Here is a 21,770-nt window from a genome sequence, read left to right as displayed (position 1 = left end):
GGTAGTCGTTACGGGAACGCCGATCGACGGCGTTGGCGCGTGATCGCTGGAGGCGGCGCTGGCGCTTCGAACGTCGATCTCGTGTCGAACGATTCGGTGGCTGTCCGAAGGCGTCTCGTCGACAAGCGACTCGATCGGTGCGTCCTCACCGGTCGTCGAAACCAGAATTCGTCGGCGCGGACGGTCCGTGGCATGTCCGAGCAGTCGGCGGCAGGTCTCGGCCTGCTGGCTCGCCCGGGCCGACCCGACGACGAGGACGCTCGCTCCGCGGCGTTTCAGCCGTGCCAGTTCCTCGATAAACGCGTCGTCCGGTCCGCGGGCTTCTGTCTCGGAGAGCATTGCCGGTATGTTCCATACTAATGAGGTGTAAAACATTAAACGTTCGGGTAGCTGACGACGGGAGTTAGGTCTCACTCCCCGAATCCTCCTCGCCGACGTACGCCCGCGTCGCGTCGACGAGGACCTGCCGATAGCTGCTCGAGTCTGGATCCCTGGTTAGTTCCCTAAATCGACGCTTGAACGCGTGGAACGGCACGTCGGGAGCATCCACCGCGGCGACGTGGGCGAGGTCGTACAGACGGTGATCCGACTCGACGAGGTCGTGTCGCTCCGCAAGCGCCAGGGCGAACGCCGCGTTGACGGCCGTAATTTCGGGATCGGCGATCGCCGAGAGCCTCGTTCGGCCGGTCTGTGGCGTGGTTTGAGGCCGGTCGACGACTGCCGCCGCGAGGCTCGACTCGAGAAACGAGAGGAGCTTCTCGCCGGGACCGACCGAGAGCGTGATGTCGTCGGCGTAGATATCCTTCATGTGGTTTGCGATCTGGTAGCAATGGGAGAGTTTTCGCCGCTCGACGCTTTTCCCGGCCAGTGCGAGGTACAGCACCTCCTCGGTCGACTGGGTGTGGGAAGGGTGGCTCTGTTCGTATCTGGCCATGTGGGCGAACTCGTGGAGGGCGAGCTCGCGAGCCATGGCGCTCGAGGCGGCCTGTCGGGAGATGTTCAAGACGTGTCGGTCGTCGTAGTGGCCGGCCCAGGTGCGGACGTCGGGGTCGTCGCGAAGCTCGACGTCGACCGGCAGCGAGAGGTCGTACTCGGTTTCGAACAGGTCACGGGCACCGAGAAAAGGGGTCGTCGGGCCCGAGCCGGTAACGCGAATATCCATGTGTAGCCGTATCACGGGCCGTGACTGTATGGCTCTTACGCCCGTCGTCTGTTCTCGACTGGACGGGAGATTGATGTGTGCCATTCACTCACGCAAATTAGTCTTTCGTCCCTCCAGAGCGGGATACGCGCCGAATCCCGCCGACGACGAAACACTACCCTTTTGACCCCGCTACCGGTATTGGGGGGTATATGGGCCGACGCAAGAAGATCGTCCAAGAGTGTGAACGGCTGATGGACGAACCGGAGCATATCCGGAACATCGCCATCGCCGCTCACGTCGATCACGGGAAAACGACCCTTTCGGACAACCTCCTCGCGGGAGCCGGCATGATCTCCGACGAGACCGCCGGCGAACAGCTCGCGATGGACACGGAGGAAGACGAGCAGGAGCGTGGGATCACTATCGACGCGGCGAACGTTTCGATGACCCACGAGTACGAGGGAACCAACCACCTCATCAACCTCATCGACACGCCGGGCCACGTCGACTTCGGCGGTGACGTCACCCGTGCGATGCGAGCCGTCGACGGTGCGCTGGTCGTCGTCGACGCCGTCGAGGGTGCCATGCCCCAGACCGAGACGGTTCTGCGGCAGGCGCTTCGCGAGGGCGTCAAGCCGACCCTGTTCATCAACAAGGTCGACCGCCTGATCTCCGAGCTCCAGGAGGGACCCGAGGAGATGCAGCGTCGACTCGTCTCGGTCATCAACGACGTCAACGAGCTCATCCGCGGGATGACCGAAGACATGGACGACATCGAGGACTGGACGGTCTCCGTCGAGGACGGCACCGTCGGCTTCGGCTCCGCTTTGTACAAATGGGGCGTCTCGATGCCGTCAATGCAGGCGACCGGGATGGACTTCGGGGACATCATGGAACTCGAGCGCAACGACCAGCGACAGGAGCTCCACGACCGAACGCCGCTGTCTGACGTCGTCCTCGACATGGTCTGTGAGCACTTCCCGAACCCCGTCAAGGCCCAGCCACGACGTATTCCGCGCATCTGGCGCGGTGACGACGAAACCGAACTCGCGGAAGGGATGCGTCTCGTCGACGAGACCGGCGAGGTCGTCTTCATGGTCACCGATATCGGGATGGACCCCCACGCGGGCGAGATCGCCTCCGGTCGTGTCTTCTCGGGCTCCCTCGAGAAGGGCCAGGAGCTGTACGTCTCCGGAACTGCGGGGAAGAACCGCGTCCAGTCCGTCGGCATCTACATGGGTGGCGAGCGCGAGGAAGTCGAGCGCGTCCCCGCCGGCAACATCGCGGCCGTCACCGGTCTCCGCGACGCCATCGCCGGCTCGACCGTCTCGAGCGTCGAGATGACGCCCTTCGAGTCGATCGAGCACATCTCCGAGCCGGTCATTACGAAGTCCGTCGAGGCGAAAAGTATGGACGACCTGCCAAAGCTGATCGAAACCCTTCGACAGGTCTCCAAAGAGGATCCGACGATCCAGATCGAGATCAACGAGGAGACCGGCGAGCACCTGATCTCCGGACAGGGAGAACTTCATCTCGAAGTGATCACCCAGCGTATCGAAAAGAATCAGGGTATTCCGGTCAACACTGGTGAACCGATCGTCGTCTACCGCGAGCAGCCCCAGGAACCCAGCGACGAGATCGAGGGCATCTCACCGAACCGCCACAACCGATTCTACGTCTCCATCGAGCCGATGTCGAACGAACTCGTCGAGGCGATCCAGCTCGGCGAGGCGTCGATGGATATGCCCGAACAGGAGCGCCGCGAAGCCCTGCAGAACGCCGGCATGGAGAAGGACGACTCTCAGGAGGTCGAGCACATCCACGGGACGAACATCCTCATCGACGACACGAAAGGTATCCAGCACCTGAACGAGACGATGGAACTCGTGATCGAGGGGTTCGAGGACGCCCTCAACAACGGTCCCCTCGCAAACGAGCCGGTTCAGGGGACGCTCATCCGGCTGCACGACGCCAGGCTCCACGAGGACACGATCCACCGCGGTCCGGCACAGGTCATCCCGGCAACTCGAAACGCGCTCCACAACGCCCTGATCGACGGCCGCATCAAGATGCTCGAGCCGATGCAGGACGTCCGCATCGACGTCCCTAACGACCACATGGGCGCCGCCTCCGGCGAGATCCAGGGTCGACGTGGCCGCGTCGACGACATGTACCAGGAAGGCGACCTGATGGTCGTCGAGGGGATCGCGCCAGTCGGCGAGATGATCGGCTTCGCGAGCGACATTCGTAGCGCGACCGAGGGCCGCGCCTCCTGGAACACGGAGAACGCCGGTTTCGAGGTCATGTCCGACTCGCTCCAGCGCGAGAAGATCATGGAGATCCGCGAGCGCAAGGGCATGAAGCTCGAGCTGCCCGAGATCATCCAGTACATCTAAACCGCCGCTCTCCTCTCTCGATTCGTTTCTTCTTTCGCGTCCGCTTTCGTAGCGGAGCCAACGCCCACTCGTGCTTTGCTGGAACCCTCGAGAACGTTTCGGGGCCCTTCCGCCGTTTCACTCGCCGGGGTGACCGAGTCGACGGTGACGGTACCGACGGCTCGAAAACTCGAGTGTGAAATCAGCGATCAGAGCTTCAGAAACCGAGAGCGGAGCGTCGAACCGGTCCGATGCGGTACTGGGGTCTCTGTCGACGACTACTGGTCGCCGCGACTCACTCCCGCTCGCCCGCACCCAGCGCGCTCTCGCCGACCTTCTCGTGGCCCTCGATGACCTCCTGTCCGCCCATGTACGGCTGCAGCGCCTCGGGGATCGTCACGGTGCCGTCCTCGTTCTGGTGGTACTCGAGGATCGCCACCATAACCCGGGGCAGTGCGAGCCCCGAGGCGTTGAGCGTGTGGAGGTACTCGGCCGACTCGTGGCGCTCGGGTCGGTAGCGAAGCCCGGCGCGGCGGGCCTGGAAGTCCTCGAAGTTCGAGGCGCTCGAGACCTCGAGCCAGCGGCCGCCCTCCTCGGGACCGTCGTCCATGTCGTCGCCGGGCGCCCAGACCTCGATGTCGTACGTTTTCGCCGAGGCGAAGGTCAGGTCGCCGGTACAGAGCTCGAGGATGCGGTAGGGGAGCTCGAGCTGGCGCAGGACCTCCTCGGCCTCGTCGAGCAGTGACTCGAGGCGGTCGTAGCTGTCCTCGGGCTCGACGAAGTTGACGAGTTCGACCTTGTTGAACTGGTGGACGCGAACGATGCCCCGCGTTTCGGTGCCGTGCTCGCCGGCTTCCCGCCGGAAGTTGGGCGTGTACGCCTGGTGTTTGAGCGGGAGGTCGTCCGTGAGCAGGATCTCGTCGGCGTACATGTTCGTGACCGGGACCTCGGCGGTCGGACAGAGCCAGAGGTCGTCGTCCTCGTACTCGTCTTCGTTGCTCCCGCCCAGTCGGTAGGCGTCGTCGGCGAACTTCGGCAGCTGGCCGGTGCCCCGCATCGACTCGCTTTTGACGGGTACCGGCGGGAAGAGGTCGACGTACCCCTGCTCGCGGTGGACGTCCATCATGAACTGGATCAGGGCGTGCTCGAGGCGAGCGCCGTCACCCTTGAGGAAGTAAAAGCCCGATCCAGTCGTTTTGGCGCCGCGTTCCTCGTCGATGATGTCGAGCTCCTCGCCGAGTTCGTAGTGGGGAGTGATTGCGTCGGCGTCGACGCGCAGATCGTCGAACCCCCAGCGTCGATCCTCGACGTTGTGTCGCTCGTCGAGGCCCAGCGGCACGCTCTCGTCGGGAATCTGTGGAACCTCGAGCATCCGCTCGCGGAGCTCGTCGCCGAGTTCGGTCGCCTCGGCCTCGACGTCCTCGATCTCGGCTTTGAGCTCCTTCGACTCCTCGATGGCCTCGTCCTTCTCATCCTGTTTGCCCTTCGCGACGAGCGCGCCGATCCGCTCGGTCACCTGGTTTCGCTCGTGGCGCAGCTCGTCGCCGCGGGCCTTCAGCTCTCGCCAACGCTCGTCGATCTCGATCAGCTCGTCGAGGTCGACGTCGGCACCTCGGTTGTCGAGCGCCTCGCGGACGGCTTCGGGGTCCTCGCGCAGGAGGCTCCGGTCGATCATTGCTCGTGGATTCTCCGTGCCGGTCCAAAACCGTGTCGGAAGGCGTCGTTTCGTGAGCCCGCCACTCGGCGGCGGGAAACGTTTTTTTGACGCGGGTCGGTGGGTTAGGACATGGATCCGTTCGAGGACGAGCCGTCGCCGGTGTCGATCGAGTACGAGCCCGTCAGCGTCAAGGACGTACTCGTCGAGATGAAAGATACCGCGGAACTGTTGATCGATCTCTCCTACTCCGCCGTCCTCCACCGAAACGAGGACCTCGCCCGGGAGGTGCTCCGCCTCGAGCGTCAGATGGACGTCCTCGAGATGCGCGCCCGGATGGGGCTGTTGATGGCCTCGCGGAACCCCTCGGATGCCGAACAGCTGGCGCCGGTGCTGGGGATCGTCGCCGCGACGGGGACGATCAGCGACGCGGCCGGCGACATCGCGAAGATCGTCTTAGAGGAGATGGGACTGCCCGAGGCGATGCGCGCGGCGCTTCCCGAGGCCGCCGGCGTGTTGGTCCGGGGCGTCGTCGACGCGAACTCCTCGTACGCCGATCGGACACTCGAGAGTATCGACCTCGAGTCCGAAACCGGCGTCCGCGTGATCGCGCTCCGGCGCGGGGAGGAGTGGCTGCTCAACCCCGGTCCGACGACGACGGTCGCGCCCGACGACGTCGCCTTCCTTCGTGGCCCGGACGCGGCGATCGAGGAGGTGTACGAGACGTTGACCGGGACGGTCTACGAGGTCCCCGCCGTCGAGACGTCGGACATCGAGGATCTCGAGCGGGCCGTGGACACGATCATCCACATGAAGAACCTCTCGGAGCTGGGGATCGACCTGGCCTACAGCAGTGTCCTGTTCGACAGCGAGGCGCTGGCCGAGGAGGTCCGGAACCTCGAGGTAGAGGTCGACGCGATGCAGTCCCGGTTCGAGGCCTGGACGCTCCGGGCGGCCGCAGACGCCCCCGACCCGGTTTCGCTTCGAGGACTGATCCGGCTCGGCACGAGCACGGAGGTCATCAGCGACGCCGCGATCGATCTCAGCGAGGGCGTGTTCCGGGATATCGAGGTTCATCCGGTCGTCGGCATGGCCGTCGAGGAGAGCGACGAGATCATCACCCGAATCGAGGTCGAGCCGGGAAGCGACCTCGACGGAGCGGGTGTCGATGCCGGCGTCCCGGAGACAGAGCCGACGATGTCGGTGATCGCCATCCGTCGCCCCGAGGAGGGGTGGCTGCTGATCGGTGACGCCGACGCGGAGATCAACGGCGGGGACGTGCTCATCGCGAAGGGGACCCGGACGGCCGCTGAGGCGTTCGGGGAGCTCTCTCGAGGGCCGGAGTAGTTCGGGCTCCGGTCGTTCCGGTCAGCCGGCGTGCTCGAGCAACACCGTGACGAGCTCGAGGTACAGCAGGGCGCCGAGCACGGCGACGATAACCGCCAGCGCCAGCGGAACGGTCGCGTGTCGTCGCTCCCGCGTTCGGAACGCGCGGACGAGCCAGCTCATCGGCCCGTTCGCCTCGGTCCGGACGCGTTTCGGAGGAGGTCTCGTGGCGTTCGTTCGGTGCGAATCGATTCGACTTCCATGCACACAACCCCCACACGGTGACACTTGAAGTTCAGTCAGACGCTCGACGGACGGACGGCACACGCCCCCGCTCTCGTCGAATATCGCCCGATTCGGCGGATCGTCTCGAGTTCGATACGGGGGCTCAGAACCCCAGTACGAGCGCCGAGACGCCGATGAAGATGACCATACCGAAGACGTCGACGACGTTCGTGACGACCGGGATCGTCGTGTCGTCGGGGTCGACGCCCAGCCGATAGGAGGCGTAGGTCGTCGCGAAGCTGAACAGGACCGCGATGACGGCGACGGACATCCCGCTGACCAGCGAGATCGTCAGCAGCGTCGTGAGCGGAAGCGTCGAGCCGATGAGCGCGCCGAGCAGGTAGGCGCCGAACGCCAGCGCAGTAAAGATCGTCGCCGCGAGCGCGAGCACCGCACCGACGTTCGCCCACAGCTCCCGATCCCGGGGATCGAACTCGGTCGTCCCCAGGTGGAGTCGCGTCGAGAGCCGCGAGCTCAGGATCGCGCCGAGGTTGCCGCCCATGTCGACCATCGTCGGCACCATGATCGCGAGGATGCCGTACTGCTCGAGCAACTCTTCGGCTTCCTCGAGGGTGATCCCCGCCCAGAGGACGATCACGCAGAGGACGATCAACAGCGGGAACATGTTGCCGACGATGCTGCGAACCTCCCAGCTCCCGAGCGAGCCCTGCGGAACGACCATCAGACGAGCACCTCCACAAGCCCGATCGCAAACAGCATGAACAGCATCCCGAAGATGTCACCCAGCGTCGTCACGATTGGACCGACGAGGTTGTCGGGGTCGTAGCCGTACTTGAAGCCCGCGAAGATCAGCGCCAGCAGGCCGAAGATGAGCACGACGGACGTGAGGATGCCGGCGATCAGCATGATCCCGACCAGCTCGTACAGCGCGGCGACCTCCCAGCCTAGAATCAGCAGCGCGATCCAGGTGATGACGCCGATCACGAGCGAGATCCCGATCCCGTTTATGAACGACGCCGTCACCGCGTTGACGAGTCGCTGGTCGCGTTCGAACTTCGGTTCGATCAACCCCTGGTGGAGCCCGCTCGAGATCCGTCCGCCCAGCGCGCCGTAGACGTTGCCCCGCGTGGCCAGGAAAACGGGGATCATCACGAGTAGACCGGGGAATCGTTCGACGCTCTCGACCATTCCCTCGAGCACCAGCCCGGCGAAGAGTCCGCCACCGAGGGCGATCAGTAGGATGGGCAGCGCCTCGCGGTAGATCGACCAGAACTCCTCCCGTACGCTCATAGCAGTATCTTTCGTAGTCGACTGTTAAACGTATCGGGAAGGAATAGCAAGCCGTCGGCCGTTCGGCGGTGATCCCCTATCCGACGTGTAGGTGTGGCGAACGACCGTACAGGGTTTCTGTGTGTTCGGATATCGTGGGAATATATTTCACCCTTAGACCTAGTCCGAAACCTCTTTTAGCCGTCTCTAACGATCGAGTAGCGTATGCTGAACACCAACCACAGCAATCCGTTCGGCGCCGAGACGACTATCAATGACACACACTACGAGCGCGGTCGTACGCTCGAGGAGCTAATTCTCGACCTGCTCGAAGGCGAGTTTTCGGGGGCCATGGGCTCGCACGTCCGGGGTGAGGTGTATGGAGGACGCTGAGCGCACTCGCGCCGCCGACGGCGGTATCGAGTTCCACGCCGACCGCGTCGCCGACGTCACGGAAGCCGATTTCGTCGCGGTCACCCAGGAGACGTTCGTCGGACACGCGATCGAACAGTTCCGCGATTTCGAACCCGTTTCCGACGAAACCACCGTTTATTACCTGTACGTTACCGATAATTCGGGCCGACTCGTCGGCGTCATGTCCCTTCGGGAGCTCCTCAACGCGCCCGAAGACGACGTCGTCGAGACCCACATGCACACCGACCTCGTCACGATCGATGCGGACGCCGATCCCGAGCACGCGGCCGACGAGGTCGCAGAGCGGGACTTTCCCGCCCTGCCGGTCATCGACGACGACGGCATGCTCGTCGGCGTCCTCCGCACCGAGGACATGATCGAGGTCGTCGAGGAGGAGGCGACCGAGGACATCATGAAGAGCGCGGGCTTTTCCTTTACCGACGTCGAGACCGCCCGTTCGAGCGCGATCCTCGAGTCCTCGATTACGAAGATTCTCAAACTACGACTGCCGTGGCTCATCGTCGCCCTCGCGGGCGGCCTGATGGCCGGCGGCGTCATCGAGCAGTTCGAAGACACCCTCGAGGCCGTCGTCGCGCTGGCCTTCTTCGTTCCCGTCATCATGGACATGGGCGGTAACGTCGGCACGCAGGCGTCGACGATCTTCGTCCGCGGCCTCGCGCTCGGCCACATCGACGACCGAAACGCGATGCGACACTTCGCCCGCGAGGGGCTAGTCGGCCTGCTGATCGGCCTCATCATCGGCGGTATCGGCGCCGCCGCGGCCTACGTCTGGCAGATCAACGAGCCCTACGCCCTCGAGCTGGCGACGGTCGTCTTCGTCGGCCTCGTGTCGGTCTGTGTCGTCGCGTCGGTCGTCGGCTACGTGATCCCCTGGATCATGAACAAGCTCGGTTTCGACCCCGCCGCGGCGTCGGACCCGCTGATCACGACGGTCAAGGACATCACCGCGCTCCTGATCTACTTCGGGCTCGCGGCGGTCCTGCTGTCCGAGCTGATCTAAACGCGGCTTCGTTTTCGCGGTAATTTTTATTCGTCGCCGTCGATGACTCTGTTATGACAGCGCACGTTCTCGTCCCCGTCGACGGCTCCCGTCCGTCCCGAGCCGCACTCGAGTACGCCTGCGAGCAGTTCCCCGACGCCGAGCTAACCCTGTTGTACGTCGTCGATCCGATGACCGACTACAGCCGCCAGCGCGCCTATCCGGGCTATACGGCCGACGACGAGTACAAATCCGAACGCGAGAAGGGCGAGGCCGTCCTCGAGGCGCTCGAGGAGACGCTGCCGGACGGCGTCTCGGTCGGAACGGCCGTCGAGGCGGGCGATCCGGCCCGGACCATCGTGCGGTACGCCGACGACCACGGCGCCGACGGGATCGTTCTCGGTAGTCACGGACGCGAGGGCGTCGCGAGATACCTTTTGGGAAGCGTGGCCGAAACGGTCGTTCGGCGCGCGGCCGTCCCGGTTACGGTGATCAACGACCGCGAGGCCTAGAGCGCGGAGACGAGGACCCAAGCGAGCCCGATCGCCGCGAGCGAGAGCGCGAGATTCCCCGCCGCGTTCGCGACCGCGACCGTTCGATCCCCGCGCTCGTAGAGCTGGACCGTCTCGACCGAGAACGACGAGAACGTGGTGAACGCGCCGCAGATGCCGATCCCGACCAGCTGAATCACTGACTCGCCTGCACCCGCGAACGTCGCCGCACCGAAGACGAAGCTCCCGACGACGTTGACGACCAGCGTCGGCCACGGGTAGCGCTCGTCGGAAAGCTGCTCGTAGACGGCGTAGCGCAGCACGGCACCGATCGCCCCGCCGATACCGACGAGGTGGGCGGCCTCGAACTCGAGGGCGCCGTCCTCGATGACGGGCTCGAGAACGAGGACGGCGGCGAGGGCCGACGCCGGCGACTCGAGCGCGATCACGCCGTCTCACCGCCGGCTGCCGCCGGCCGCCAGTCGCGGACCTTGCGGGCGAGCTCCCGTCCCGCGAGCACGCCGGTGAAGCCGAGTCCGTAGTTGGCGACGACGATGCCGACGAGCAGCCACGGCTCGGCGGCGATGGCGGTCTGGACCGCGAACGTACTGTAGGTCGTCAGCGAGGAGAGAAAGCCGGTCGTAAACACCAGTCTGGCCTTTCGGTCGACGACGCCGGTGTACTGAGCCTCGTAGACGACGAAGCCGAGCAGAAAGCTGCCGACGACGTTGACGACAAGTACGGCGAGGACGTCGGAGAGGAGTCCGAGCGTAAAGAACCGGAGGTTCGAGCCGGCGAAGCCGCCGATCGCGATCAGTGCGAGCGTCTCGAGTCGGACGAGCGGGTGATCTCTCATGGCTGACTGATAGCAGGGACCGTCAGCCGGTCGTACGGTCGGCCCCGCGGCAGGACCGAGCGGTTGCGCAAGCGGTACGCGGCTGCGGGCAGCGCGCGACCGCGAACGCGGTGAACGAGTCGCCGGCGGTTGTGGCAGGCGGGCCCCATCGCCCGGATAGCGGACCGTTCTCACACCACCCAAATGAGGATTGCGAAAGCTCGACGGACGCCGTCGGGAAGGAAAAGACCCAAGTTTAGACTGTCTCTAAACAGCGTATGGTCGACGAGGCGGGCCGCGACGGATTCACGCGCGCGTCGTGGGCGAACGTCCTCGGCAACGCCGTCAAGATCGTCGTCGAGGGCGCCGTGGGACTGGCCTTCGGGAGCGTCGCGCTCGTGGCCGACGCGGCCCACTCGATCGCGGATCTCGTCGCGAGCGTCGTCGTGCTCGTCTGGGGCCGGAGTTCTTTCGACGAACCCGACGACACCCATCCACACGGCCACGAGCGCATCGAGCCGCTGACGGCGCTGTTCGTCGGCGCGGTGATCGCGCTGCTCGGACTGAACCTGCTGTACGAGTCCGCACAGGGAGTCGCCCACGGCGTCGACGTCGTCTTCCACCCGCTGTTGCTCGGCGCGCTCGCGTTCGCGATCGTCGACATGTATCTGGTTTACCGCTACACCGAGTACATCAACGAGGCGATCGGCTCGACCGCCCTCGAGGCGCTGGCGACGGACTGTCTCAACGACATCTACACCTCCTTCGCCGCGGTCGTCGGTGTGCTCGGCGTCCTGCTCGGCTTCCCGCTGCTCGATCCGATTGCTGGCGGACTCGTCAGCCTGCTCGTCATCTACCAGGGCGTCGAGATCGGCCGCGAGAACGTTGGCTACCTCGTCGGCGCCTCACCCGGACCGATGAAGCGAGCGGAGGTGACCGAGATCCTCCGGGACCACCCCGCCGTCGAGGGGATCCACGACCTCACCGTCTTCTACGACGGTCCCGTCCTCGAGGTCGAGGTTCACGTCGAAGTCGACGGCGACATGCCGTTCCGGCAGGCTCACGACGTCGAGTCGGAACTGGTCGCCAGCCTCAGAGGGATCGAGGACGTCGGCGACGCTCACGTTCACCTCGATCCCTCGGGGATCGGCGAGTGGAAGGACCGACGCGACCGGTAGGCTGGCCGGGACGCCAGCTTTTATTTCGTCTCCCGACAGCCTACCGGTATGGAAATCGGTGACGTCCGCCAGGTTACGGCCGGCGACTGTTCGGATCTCTACTACGTGGACACGGGAATGTACGACACCAGCGGGTACGGCGCCGTCTACGTCGTCGACGACGAGCGGCCCGCGATCGTCGACACGGGGATCGGCACGAACTACGAGCGGATCCTCGAGGCCCTCGAGGAGATCGGTATCGCGCCCGAGGAACTCGAGGCCATCGCCGTCACACACATCCATCTCGACCACGCCGGCGGCGCGGGCTTTCTGGCCGAAGCGTGCCCGAACGCCGACGTCTACGTCCACCCGATCGGCACCTCCCACCTCGCGGACCCCTCGCGGCTCGTCGAGGGAACGAAAGCCGCCGTCGGCGACCAGTGGCAGTACTACGTCGAGCCGAAGCCGGTTCCCGAGGACCGGATCGTCGAAATCGAGGACGGCGACTCGATCGACCTCGGAACCCACGAGCTTCGGGTTCACGAGATGCCCGGCCACGCCCCCCACCAGGTCGTCTTCGAGGACCCCGAAAACGACGCGGTGTTTACCGCCGACGCCGCGGGGATCTGGGTGCCCGAACTCGAGGAGATCCGGGAGACCTCGCCGCCGTCGAACTTCCACCTCGAGCGCTGTCTCGAGGACGTCGAGGCCCTCCAGGAGATCGACCCCGACGTCCTCTGTTACGCCCATTTCGGCCCGCGCTACGTCGGCGACGACGCCGAGGCGGCCCTCGACGAGTACGCGACCGTCCTCGAGGAGTGGGTCCGGGACGTCGAGGAGAAACGCGGGGAGCTCGAGGACGACGAGGCGCTCGTCGACCACTTCGCCTCGAGGTCGGATCTCGGCGACGCGTGGGGCGAGCACAAGGCCGGTGCCGAGGCCGGCATGAACGTTCGCGGCGTCGTCGGCTACCTGGATTACCGGGACTGATCGCCGGGATCGTCGGACCGCCTGTTTTCGGTGCGATCACCGTTCCAGCTCACGAATAAACGCGGTGACAGATGCGTTCAGTTTCATCACGTTTTATCGCTCGGGAGGTACTGTCACACGTATATGCACTGGCGGGACGCCGAACGAGAGTACGAGGACGAGGTCACCGGCGAAACGACGCTCGGTCGGATGTTCGACGACGCCGTCGAGCGCCACCCGAACCGACCGGCACAGCGGTACAAGGGCGGGATCTACGACCGATCGCTGACCGAGTCGGTCCTCGAGCTTGCCGATCCCGACGCGTTCCGGGCCATTTCCTACACCCAGATGCGAAACGTCGTCCGCAACCTGGCGGCGGGCTTTCGCGACCTCGGCGTCGAGCAGGGTGATCGCGTCGGCATCTTCGCCGACACCCGCATGGAGTGGGCCCAGACCGACTTCGCGCTGCTTTCGGCGGGCGCGGTTATCACGACCGTCTACGAGAGCTCCTCGCCCGACCAGGTTCGGTACCTGCTCGACGATCCCGACGCCACCGCGGTCGTCGTCGAGAACGAACGGCTGGTCGAGCGCGTCCTCGAGGTCGAGGACGACCTCGACCTCGAGTTCATCGTCTCGATGGATCGCCTCGAGGGGTACGACGATCGCAACGACGTCCTGACCCTCGCTGAGGTTCACGACCGCGGCGAGGACGTCTTCGACCTCGAGCGCTACGAGGAGTGGCTCGACGCGCCGGAGATGGACGATCTCGCGAGTCTGATCTACACGAGCGGGACGACGGGCCAGCCCAAGGGCGTCCAGCTCACCCACCGGAACTTCCGGTCGAACGTCAACCAGGTCCGCAAGCGCTACGGGCCGCGCCCGGACAAGGACGACGAGCTGCCGGTCATCGACGAGACCGTGCAGTCCGTCTCCTACCTCCCGCTGGCACACGTCTTCGAGCGCACGTCGGGACACTTCCTGCTGTTCGCCAGCGGCGCGTGCGTCGCCTACGCGGAGAGCACCGACACGCTCAAGGAGGATTTCGGGACGGTACAGCCGGACACGGCGACCAGCGTCCCCCGCGTCTACGAGAAGATCTACGACACGATCCGCGAACAGGCAAGCGAGTCGGGGGCCAAAAAGCGGATCTTCGAGTGGGCGACCGACGTCGGCGTCGAGTACCAGGAGAGCGACGATCCCGGACCCATTCTCAGCGCGAAGCAGTCGCTGGCCGACAAGCTGGTCTTCTCGAACGTCCGGGAGGCGCTGGGCGGCGAGATCGAGCTCCTGATCAGCGGCGGTGGCAGCCTCTCGAAGGAGCTCTGTACGCTGTACCACGCGATGGGACTACCGATCTACGAGGGGTACGGACTCACCGAGACCGCTCCCGTCGTGTCGGTCAACCCGCCCGAGGCGCCCGAGATCGGAACCATCGGGCCGCCGCTTCCCGGCGTCGACGTCCGGATCGACGACTCGCTCGTCGAGGGGGAGACGTTCGACGATCCCGGCGAGGTCGGCGAACTGCTCGTCAGCGGCCCGAACGTCACCCAGGGGTACTGGAACAAACCGGGCGCGACGACGGAGTCGTTCCTCGAGGACGACGACGGCAGCCGCTGGTTCCGCACCGGCGACATCGTTCACCTCCGTCCCGACGACTACATCGAGTTCCGCGATCGGGTCAAGCAGATCCTCGTCCTCTCGACCGGCAAGAACGTCGCACCCGGCCCGATCGAGGACGCGTTCGCGGCCAGCGAGGTCGTCGAGCAGTGTATGGTCGTCGGCGACGGCAAGAAGTTCGTCGGCGCCCTGCTCGTCCCCAACACGGACCACATCCGCGAGTGGGCCGACGAACAGGGGATCGACCTCCCCGAGGACCCGCAGGCGATGTGCGACAACGAGCGCGTCCGAGAGTACGTCGGCGAGACGGTGGCCGAGGTCAACGAGAACTTCGAGAAACACGAGACGATCAAGCAGTTCGAACTCGTCCCGCGGGAGTTCACCGAGGAGAACGACATGCTGACGCCGACGATGAAAAAGAAGCGTCGGGTCATCCTCGACCGGTTCGAGGATCGGATCGAGCGGATCTACGAGGCAGACCGCGAGGACCGGGTCGATCCGGTTTCGTCCTGAGCGGCTGACAGTGCTTGCAGAAGGAATAGTACCTCTCGGTGATATCAGTACGTTGAACCCTTCCGGGCGGATCCGACGAGCTAAACACGGGGGAGCTCCGAACCTCTGCCCAGAGGACGCGTATCGAGAGCCAATCAGCGGGCGGTCACTACGAGAGTCACATGGATCTAAACCGGCGCGAGTTCAGTACGGCTGCGGGGGTATCACTTTCGGCTATCCTAGCGGGCTGTAGCGCCATCGAGGACGATGAGGACGAGGAGTCGGACAACGAGTCGGCCAGGGACGGCGACGGACCGGAGGAGTGGGACGACGCCGACGACGATGACGATGTCGACGACGAGGAGGCCGAGGACGAACAGGGCCAGTACGAGGACCAGTCGGTCGACGGCGAGGTCATTATCTCCGGCGACGCCAGCGACTCCCTCGAGGCCCTCCGTCACACCTTCACCTGGGCGAACGAGCCGCCGAGCGACGAGTGCAACGTCCACGTCGAACTCGAGAACGTCGGTGACGAGGCGATCACCGTCGACATGGAGGCGCGGATCTACGACGAGGACGGTGCCGAGATCGCGAGCATCCACTTCGCCGACGAGCAAAGCCCCGAACCGGGCGAGAGTGCCGTCTACTCGTTCCCGCTAAGCAACTGCGAGGGAACGGCGTCGTACGAACTCGAGATCGGCGATCCGGGCGAGGAGTCCTACGAGCCCGAGGAGGAGGACGACGATGCTGGTGAGCCGGACGATGACGAGGATGATCCGGCCGATGATGAGCCGGTTGATGACGATGACGACGAGCCGGTTGATGACGATGACGACGAGCCGGTTGACGACGATGCCGAGGATCCAGCTGACGATGAGCCGGTTGACGATGATGACGACGAGGATCCAGTTGACGACGACGATGACGACGATCCGGTTGACGACGATGACGACGATCCGGTTGACGACGATGACGAGGATCCAGTTGACGACGACGACGATGACGAGGATCCAGTTGACGACGACGACGATGACGATCCGGTTGACGACGACCCAGCCGACGACGACCCGATCGATGACGACGAATCAGCCGACGACGATGATGATGATGATGATCCGGCTGACGACGAAAACGGAGATGGCGACGATGACACCGACGAGGAGGACGATTCGGGAAATGAGGACGAGGCGGACGACGGTGAAGGCGTAGACGACGAGGACGAGGCGGACGAAGACGGTGAGGAGGACGATTCGGGAAATGACGAAGGCGGTGAGGAAGAGGACGACGGAGACGAAGAAGAGGACGTAGGTAACGAAAACGGGGATAACGACGATGGCGAGGAGGACGAAGAGGACGATGAAGAAGATGAGGGAGAGGATGCAGGTGACGAGAACGGAGATGGCGACGAAGACGGTGAGGAGGACGAAGAGGGAAATGACGACGACGCGGACGACGAGGATGATGACGACGGCACGGATGACGATGAGGACGAGATAGACGACGAGGACGACGCGGATGACGAGAACGGTGAGGACGACACAGTGGTCAACGGGGACGACGATAACGAGACGATCACTAACGGCGACGACGGCAGCCCGGAAAACGAAACCGCTGGCGATGAACCCGATCAGAACGTCTCCGCTAACGAGACCGACGACATGGCTCCCAACGAAACCAGTGACGACGGGGTCCTCGAGAACGAGAATAACGACACTGCGAACGAGCCCAACGGGACGAACGGGACTGCCGACGGGGTGACGCCGAATGCGTCCGACGACGGCGTCGACGAGAACGCCTCGGGCCCGACCAACGCCTCGAACAACTCGAGCAGTGGGCTCGGTATCGGCCTCTTTAGCTAATTTCGTCCAAAACGTATATACACAGATGACTGTATTGCTACTTAATAGCATGGTGGGAGACGGCTGAGAGGACTGTTTTCGCTGACGATTACTTCGAAGAGAGAATCTTATCTTGAGTTAGTATTATAATTGCAACCACTAGTACACAAGAATTATGTCGCTCTCGAATCTGAATAGGATATGGTCCCACACGGAACCTCCCTCGGCGTGACCGCCGAGACCCTCCATCTCGGAACGACGATCAGATACCACTACCGGAACGGCAGCGCGCTCGCGACCGTCGTCGAACGGACGCCCGAACGGGTGACCTTCGTCGGCGACGACTGCGACGGCACGTTCACGCACGATCAGATCGATCGCCTGTTCGCGACGGATCGCCTGCAGGTCGTCCTCGACGACGAGTTGCACCTTCCCGACGGCACCTCGCTGGAACGGTAGATGCTTCCTCCGCGATCGAAGCCGCGCCTCGACATCGGTACAGTCGCCCGTCCCTCCGCGAACGAGAACCGAACTGTTTTGTGGTGATCGATGATACCCTACTCAGTATGAAACACGTTCACGGACCGCTGTGTTCGATCGATCTCGAGGAGCGCTCCTCGACGACCGAGGACATCGACGACGACCTCGAGTCGTTCATCGGCGGACGCGCGCTCGCGACGAAACTCGCCCACGATCGGGTCCCCTTCGACGCCGACCCTCTCGGTGCCGACAACCGACTCTACCTCGCGACGGGACCGCTCCAACACTCCCAGATGAGCTTCACGGGGCGGATGTCGGCGACCGCCGTCTCGCCGCTCACCGGCGGATTGCTCTCCTCGAACGCCGGCGGCTTCCTCTCGCGGAACTTCACGGGCACCGGCTACAGCGCCGTCGAAGTCACCGGCGCCAGCGACGAACTCGTGATCGTCCACGTCACCGACGAGGGCGTCGACTTCGAGGCGGTACCGGAGCTCGAGGAGGCGAAAGTCTCCGAGACCTGCGAGTACATCGAGAACGAGCACGGTCTCGAGTCCGACCACACCGTCGTCGTCGGCCCCGGCGGCGAGAACGAGGTTCGGTTCGCCTCGATCATGACCTCCGAGGAGCGAGCCTTCGGTCGCGGCGGACTGGGTGCCGTCCTGGGATCGAAGAACGTGAAGGCGATCACCTTCGACGGCGACTCGACCCACGAGGTCGAGATCCCGCCGCTGCAGATGGAGGTCCACGGCGAGGCCGCCCAGTCGGACCACATCATGAAGCGACAGGGGACGTCCTCGATGACCGAGTTCGCGAACACCGTCGAGGCCCTGCCGACGCGGTACTTCTCGGAGCTCTCCTTCGAGGGTGCCGAGGGCGTCAGCGGCGACCGCGTCGAGGAGAAGAAGTACAAGAAGGGGACCTGCTCGGCCTGCGCGTTCGCCTGCAAGCTCCCCACCAGGGACGAGGAGTCGGGCCTCGAAGCCGAGGGACCGGAGTACGAGACCGTAATGGCGTTCGGCCCGAACTCCGGGGTCGACGACATCGTCGACGTTATGCAGTCGAACAAGCTCTGTGACGAGTACGGACTGGACACGATCTCCTGTGGCGACACGATCGCTGCGTACCTCGCGAGCGGGGACGAGTTCGGCAACGTCGACCTGATCCACGACCTCGTCGAGAAGATCGCTCACCGCGAGGGCGTCGGCGACGACCTGGCGGAGGGGATCGACCGCGTCCACGACGACCTCGGCGTCGAGAACTGGTCTGTCAAGGGCCTCGAGTTCCCCGCCCACGACGGCCGCACGCTGAACGGGCAGGGCCTTGCCTTCGCCACCTCGAACCGCGGCGCCGACCACATGTACGCCGAGTTCTACCCCTACGAGTACCCACTGGTGGACTCCGAGAAGGCCTTCGAGAAGGAGGGGCTCGACGACAAGCCGCCGAAGGTGATCGAACTCGAGAACGTCAACGCGATCAAGGACAGTGCCGTCCTCTGTAAGTTCTCGCGGGACTTCGTCGACGAGGATCGACTCTCGACCCTGCTCGACGCCGACTACGAGGACTTACTGGCGGTCGGCGGCCGGGTCGTCGCGCTCGAGCGCCACTTCAACAACCAGCGCGGCTTCGACCGGGACGACGACAGCCTGCCGTACGAGCTGCCGGACTTCGACGCCGCCCTCGACGAGTACTACGCCGAACGTGGCTGGAACGACGACGGGACGGTCGCCGACGACCAGCTGAGTGCCCCACCCGCAGACGACTGAGTCTCATTTTTGCTATCAGGTGGCGGCGTCGACGGTCGGCGCCTCCGGCGTTCCCGTCCAGAGCCACGTCGCCGCGATCGTCGACGAGAGTAGTACCGCGAAGCCGATCACGAGCCAGATCGCCCGGTTCAGCCCGTACGCCTCGGCGAGGACACCAACGATGGCCGGCGAGGTCGCGATCCCGACGTACGTTGCCCCGGTCGTGAGAGCGTTGATCGGGCCGCTGTACTCGGGGGCCGCCTCGACGGCGTAGGCCGACAGCGCGGGGAAACAGCTCGAGAGCCCGGCGCCGGCGACGAAGACGGCCGTGAAGAGGACGGGACCGGTGATCCCGGAGAACGCGATCGCAAACGCCGGAATCGCCGGGACGGTCGCGGCCAGCATCAACAGAAGGTATGGGACTCGATCCACGAGCAGCGTGTAGCCCGTCCGGGCGGGGATGTACGCGAGCAGGTACGTCGACAGGAGCAGGCTGGCCGTCCCCGTCCCGTAGAACCCCTCGGCGTAGTAGACGAGCCAGGTGAAGATGATCCCCTCGACGGCGCCGGTGAACAGGATTCCGACAGTGGCGCCGACGACGGCGGGTCGGCCGAGCAGCGCCCGGAGCGCATCGACCGAGATCGACCGCTCGGCCTCCATCGAGGGGAGTTCGGTCCGGGCGGCGACGACCGCGACCGGAACGAAGAGTGCCGCGAGAACGAGAAAGACGGCACGCCAGTCCGCCACCGCGAGGACGCCGGTGACCAGCTGCGGTCCGAGCACGGCCCCGACGGCCCAGGCGAGCGCGTAGGCGACGTAGACGCGCCCGCGATTGGCCGAGTGAATGTGGCTTAGGGCCGCTCGATCGACGCCGCGGAACACGCCCGCGGCGCCGCCCTGAGCGAGCAACGCGAGCAGGAACACGGCGTAGACTGGCGCGGCCGCCATCGCGACCAGCGCACAGATCACGCCTGCGACACCCGCGAACAGCGCCCACCGCATTCGAAGTCGCCCCGCGAGCAGTCCCGTCGCGACGGCGGCGATGGCGAAGCCCGCGGTGCCGGCCGGCGCTACCAGCCCGAGCGCGGCCTCCGAGACGCCGAACGTCGCCTCGAGACTCGAGAGGATCGGTCCCCTCGCCTGTAGCGCCATCGCGTCTCCGAGGACGAACAGAAAGATGGCGACCGTCCAGACCGTCGTTCGCTTCATACCTCCGCTGTCGGTTCGTCGTAGAAAACCGTGGCCATCGCCCGTCCCGATCGCCGAACGCGCCGTCGCTTTCATTGCAGAAACTGTAGTTTGGTAACGTTCGACAAACGGTGAAGCAGCTCCCCGACGTACCGTCCGATAGCGAATACATGGCAATCCAAACTACGACGCCAGCCGCCGGGGACCGCTTCGACTCCGTCGTCGAGGTCCTCGCCAAGGCCAACGAAGTGAAGACCGGGGACGAACTCGCCGGGATCGCGGCCGACGCGGACGCCGAGCGGGTCGCCGCTAAGCGGGCGCTGGCGGGGATGCGACTCGAGACGCTGCGGGAGAACCCCGTTGTTCCCGCCGACGAGGACGAGGTGACGCGAGTGATCCAGGAGGCGGTCCGGGAGCCGATCTACGACGAGATCAAAGACTGGACCGTCGCCGACTTGCGAGAGTACCTCGTCGCCACGGGAACGGGCGAGCGCGAGATCGCGGCGATCCGCCCTGGCCTCACCAGCGAGATGATCGCCGCCGTGACGAAGCTCATGTCGAACCTCGACCTGGCGCTGGTCACCTCGCGAATGGAAGTACCCGCGCGCTGTAACACGACCGTCGGCGAGGCCGGGACCCTCTCGTTTCGACTGCAGCCCAACGACCCCGCGGACGACGTTTCGAACATCATCGACGCGACGCGCGAGGGGCTCTCCTACGGCGCCGGCGACGCCGTGATCGGCGTGAATCCGGTCCAGGACAGCGTCGAGACGACGACGCGAATTCTCGAGGCGACCCACGAGTTCATCGAGGAGTGGGACGTGCCGACCCAGAACTGCTGTCTCTCCCACGTCACCACCCAGATGGACGCCATTCGGGAGGGAGCCCCCGCGGATCTCGTCTTCCAGAGCCTCGCCGGTACCGAAGCGGGCAATGACGAGTTCGGCGTCGACGTCGACCTGCTCGACGAGGCCCACGACCTCGCACAGCGTCGCTGCGTCTCCTCGGGACCGAACGTGATGTACTTCGAGACAGGACAGGGCGCCGAGCTGTCGGGCGACGCCCACGAAGGGGTCGATCAGCTCACCCTCGAGGCGCGCTGCTACGGCCTCGCGAAGCGCTACGATCCCTTCCTAGTCAACACGGTCGTCGGCTTCATCGGCCCGGAGTACCTCTACGACGGCCGCCAGGTGATCCGCGCCGGCCTCGAGGACGTGTTCATGGGCCAGCTCCACGGAATTCCGATGGGGATCGACGCCTGCTACACGAACCACATGGGGGCCGATCAGAACGATATCGAGAACCTTGCGGTCCTGCTCGCCGCGGCGGGAGCGAACTACTTCATCACCGTGCCGATGGGCGACGACGTCATGTTGAACTATCAGTCCAACAGCTACCACGACGCGGCCGCGCTCTGGGAGCTGTTCGACCTCGAACCGGCCCCCGCGTTCCGCGAGTGGCTCGCCGAGATGGACCTCTGGCGCGAGGGCCGGCTCACCGAACGCGCGGGCGATCCGACGATCTTCACGTAAC

The 21,770-nt window shown here is 64.9% G+C and carries 21 protein-coding genes; 12 read left to right on the top strand and 9 right to left on the bottom strand.

Annotation, left to right across the window (positions count from 1 at the left end; translation table 11 throughout):
• Both C491_RS05955 and C491_RS05950 read right to left on the bottom strand, forming a co-directional pair.
• On the bottom strand, positions 1–339 hold a 339-nt coding region (locus C491_RS05955), incomplete at its 3' end, for a DUF7504 family protein (RefSeq protein WP_005554531.1).
• A 64-nt stretch (positions 340–403) separates the two neighbouring features.
• Positions 404–1,162, bottom strand: a complete 759-nt coding sequence (locus C491_RS05950; protein ID WP_005554530.1) for a DUF5781 family protein — start codon at positions 1,160–1,162, stop codon at positions 404–406.
• Between the two features lie 191 nt (positions 1,163–1,353).
• Between C491_RS05950 and C491_RS05945 the strand changes: the two genes are divergently transcribed.
• Positions 1,354–3,540: an elongation factor EF-2 gene (locus tag C491_RS05945; protein ID WP_005554529.1), complete on the top strand. Its 2,187-nt coding sequence runs from the start codon at positions 1,354–1,356 to the stop codon at positions 3,538–3,540.
• Between the two features lie 274 nt (positions 3,541–3,814).
• On the opposite strand, the gene serS is transcribed toward C491_RS05945, so the two are convergent.
• The gene (gene serS, locus C491_RS05940; RefSeq protein ID WP_005554527.1) at positions 3,815–5,194 is read right to left on the bottom strand and encodes a serine--tRNA ligase; all 1,380 of its coding nucleotides are present in this window, start codon (positions 5,192–5,194) and stop codon (positions 3,815–3,817) included.
• Between the two features lie 111 nt (positions 5,195–5,305).
• On the opposite strand from serS, the gene C491_RS05935 reads away from it, so the two are divergent.
• A complete protein-coding gene (locus C491_RS05935; RefSeq protein ID WP_005554525.1) occupies positions 5,306–6,520 on the top strand; it encodes a potassium channel family protein in 1,215 nt (404 codons plus the stop codon).
• Between the two features lie 21 nt (positions 6,521–6,541).
• Here C491_RS05935 and C491_RS23170 read toward each other — a convergent pair whose 3' ends face one another.
• The 3 genes from C491_RS23170 to C491_RS05925 form a co-directional block, all read right to left on the bottom strand.
• Positions 6,542–6,682 (bottom strand): hypothetical protein, encoded by a 141-nt coding sequence (locus C491_RS23170; RefSeq protein ID WP_005554523.1) that lies wholly within the window; start codon positions 6,680–6,682, stop codon positions 6,542–6,544.
• 205 nt (positions 6,683–6,887) lie between these two features.
• On the bottom strand, positions 6,888–7,466 hold the full coding sequence (locus C491_RS05930; RefSeq protein ID WP_005554521.1) for a magnesium transporter: 579 nt from the start codon (positions 7,464–7,466) through the stop codon (positions 6,888–6,890).
• Positions 7,466–8,035: a magnesium transporter gene (locus C491_RS05925; RefSeq protein ID WP_005554519.1), complete on the bottom strand. Its 570-nt coding sequence runs from the start codon at positions 8,033–8,035 to the stop codon at positions 7,466–7,468. The genes C491_RS05930 and C491_RS05925 overlap by 1 nt, the downstream gene beginning before the upstream one ends.
• Before the next feature lie 204 nt (positions 8,036–8,239).
• Here C491_RS05925 and C491_RS23165 point away from each other — a divergent pair, with 204 nt between their 5' ends.
• The 3 genes from C491_RS23165 to C491_RS05910 are packed head-to-tail and all read left to right on the top strand — an operon-like array spanning position 8,240 to position 9,940.
• Positions 8,240–8,407, top strand: a complete 168-nt coding sequence (locus C491_RS23165) for a hypothetical protein (RefSeq protein WP_049891504.1) — start codon at positions 8,240–8,242, stop codon at positions 8,405–8,407.
• Positions 8,394–9,449 carry a magnesium transporter gene (gene mgtE, locus C491_RS05915; protein WP_005554518.1) on the top strand — a complete coding sequence of 352 codons (1,056 nt, stop codon included), beginning with the start codon at positions 8,394–8,396 and terminating at the stop codon, positions 9,447–9,449. The genes C491_RS23165 and mgtE overlap by 14 nt, the downstream gene beginning before the upstream one ends.
• Positions 9,450–9,502: 53 nt before the next feature.
• Positions 9,503–9,940: a universal stress protein gene (locus C491_RS05910; RefSeq protein WP_005554516.1), complete on the top strand. Its 438-nt coding sequence runs from the start codon at positions 9,503–9,505 to the stop codon at positions 9,938–9,940.
• Here C491_RS05910 and crcB read toward each other — a convergent pair.
• Positions 9,937–10,368 (bottom strand): fluoride efflux transporter CrcB, encoded by a 432-nt coding sequence (gene crcB, locus C491_RS05905; protein ID WP_005554515.1) that lies wholly within the window; start codon positions 10,366–10,368, stop codon positions 9,937–9,939. The genes C491_RS05910 and crcB overlap by 4 nt on opposite strands.
• The gene (locus C491_RS05900) at positions 10,365–10,775 is read right to left on the bottom strand and encodes a CrcB family protein (protein ID WP_005554514.1); all 411 of its coding nucleotides are present in this window, start codon (positions 10,773–10,775) and stop codon (positions 10,365–10,367) included. The genes crcB and C491_RS05900 overlap by 4 nt, the downstream gene beginning before the upstream one ends.
• A 257-nt stretch (positions 10,776–11,032) precedes the next feature.
• Here C491_RS05900 and C491_RS05895 point away from each other — a divergent pair, with 257 nt between their 5' ends.
• The 6 genes from C491_RS05895 to C491_RS05870 all read left to right on the top strand — a co-directional run bounded on the left by C491_RS05895 (position 11,033) and on the right by C491_RS05870 (position 19,070).
• Positions 11,033–11,932, top strand: coding sequence for a cation diffusion facilitator family transporter (locus tag C491_RS05895; RefSeq protein WP_005554513.1), 900 nt, complete (start codon positions 11,033–11,035; stop codon positions 11,930–11,932).
• Between the two features lie 48 nt (positions 11,933–11,980).
• On the top strand, positions 11,981–12,901 hold the full coding sequence (locus C491_RS05890; protein WP_005554512.1) for an MBL fold metallo-hydrolase: 921 nt from the start codon (positions 11,981–11,983) through the stop codon (positions 12,899–12,901).
• Between the two features lie 123 nt (positions 12,902–13,024).
• Positions 13,025–15,010 carry an AMP-dependent synthetase/ligase gene (locus C491_RS05885; RefSeq protein ID WP_005554511.1) on the top strand — a complete coding sequence of 662 codons (1,986 nt, stop codon included), beginning with the start codon at positions 13,025–13,027 and terminating at the stop codon, positions 15,008–15,010.
• 161 nt (positions 15,011–15,171) lie between these two features.
• Entirely contained in the window at positions 15,172–16,848 is a 1,677-nt protein-coding gene (locus tag C491_RS22900; RefSeq protein ID WP_005554510.1) for a hypothetical protein, read from the top strand.
• Positions 16,849–17,028: 180 nt separating this feature from the next.
• Complete coding sequence (locus C491_RS05875) at positions 17,029–17,286, top strand: hypothetical protein (protein ID WP_005554509.1); 258 nt, start codon at positions 17,029–17,031, stop codon at positions 17,284–17,286.
• A gap of 107 nt (positions 17,287–17,393) precedes the next feature.
• Positions 17,394–19,070, top strand: coding sequence for an aldehyde ferredoxin oxidoreductase family protein (locus tag C491_RS05870; protein WP_005554508.1), 1,677 nt, complete (start codon positions 17,394–17,396; stop codon positions 19,068–19,070).
• Positions 19,071–19,085: 15 nt separating this feature from the next.
• Here C491_RS05870 and C491_RS05865 read toward each other — a convergent pair whose 3' ends face one another.
• Positions 19,086–20,258, bottom strand: a complete 1,173-nt coding sequence (locus C491_RS05865; protein ID WP_049891521.1) for an MFS transporter — start codon at positions 20,256–20,258, stop codon at positions 19,086–19,088.
• 149 nt (positions 20,259–20,407) lie between these two features.
• On the opposite strand from C491_RS05865, the gene eutB reads away from it, so the two are divergent.
• Positions 20,408–21,769, top strand: coding sequence for an ethanolamine ammonia-lyase subunit EutB (gene eutB, locus C491_RS05860; protein WP_005554506.1), 1,362 nt, complete (start codon positions 20,408–20,410; stop codon positions 21,767–21,769).
• Position 21,770: the final 1 nt, after the last annotated feature.

Source organism: Natronococcus amylolyticus DSM 10524 (genome assembly GCF_000337675.1).
Lineage (GTDB): Archaea > Halobacteriota > Halobacteria > Halobacteriales > Natrialbaceae > Natronococcus > Natronococcus amylolyticus.
The sequence above is the reverse complement of the archived record's forward strand: the minus strand, read 5'-3'. Positions and strand labels throughout refer to the sequence as shown.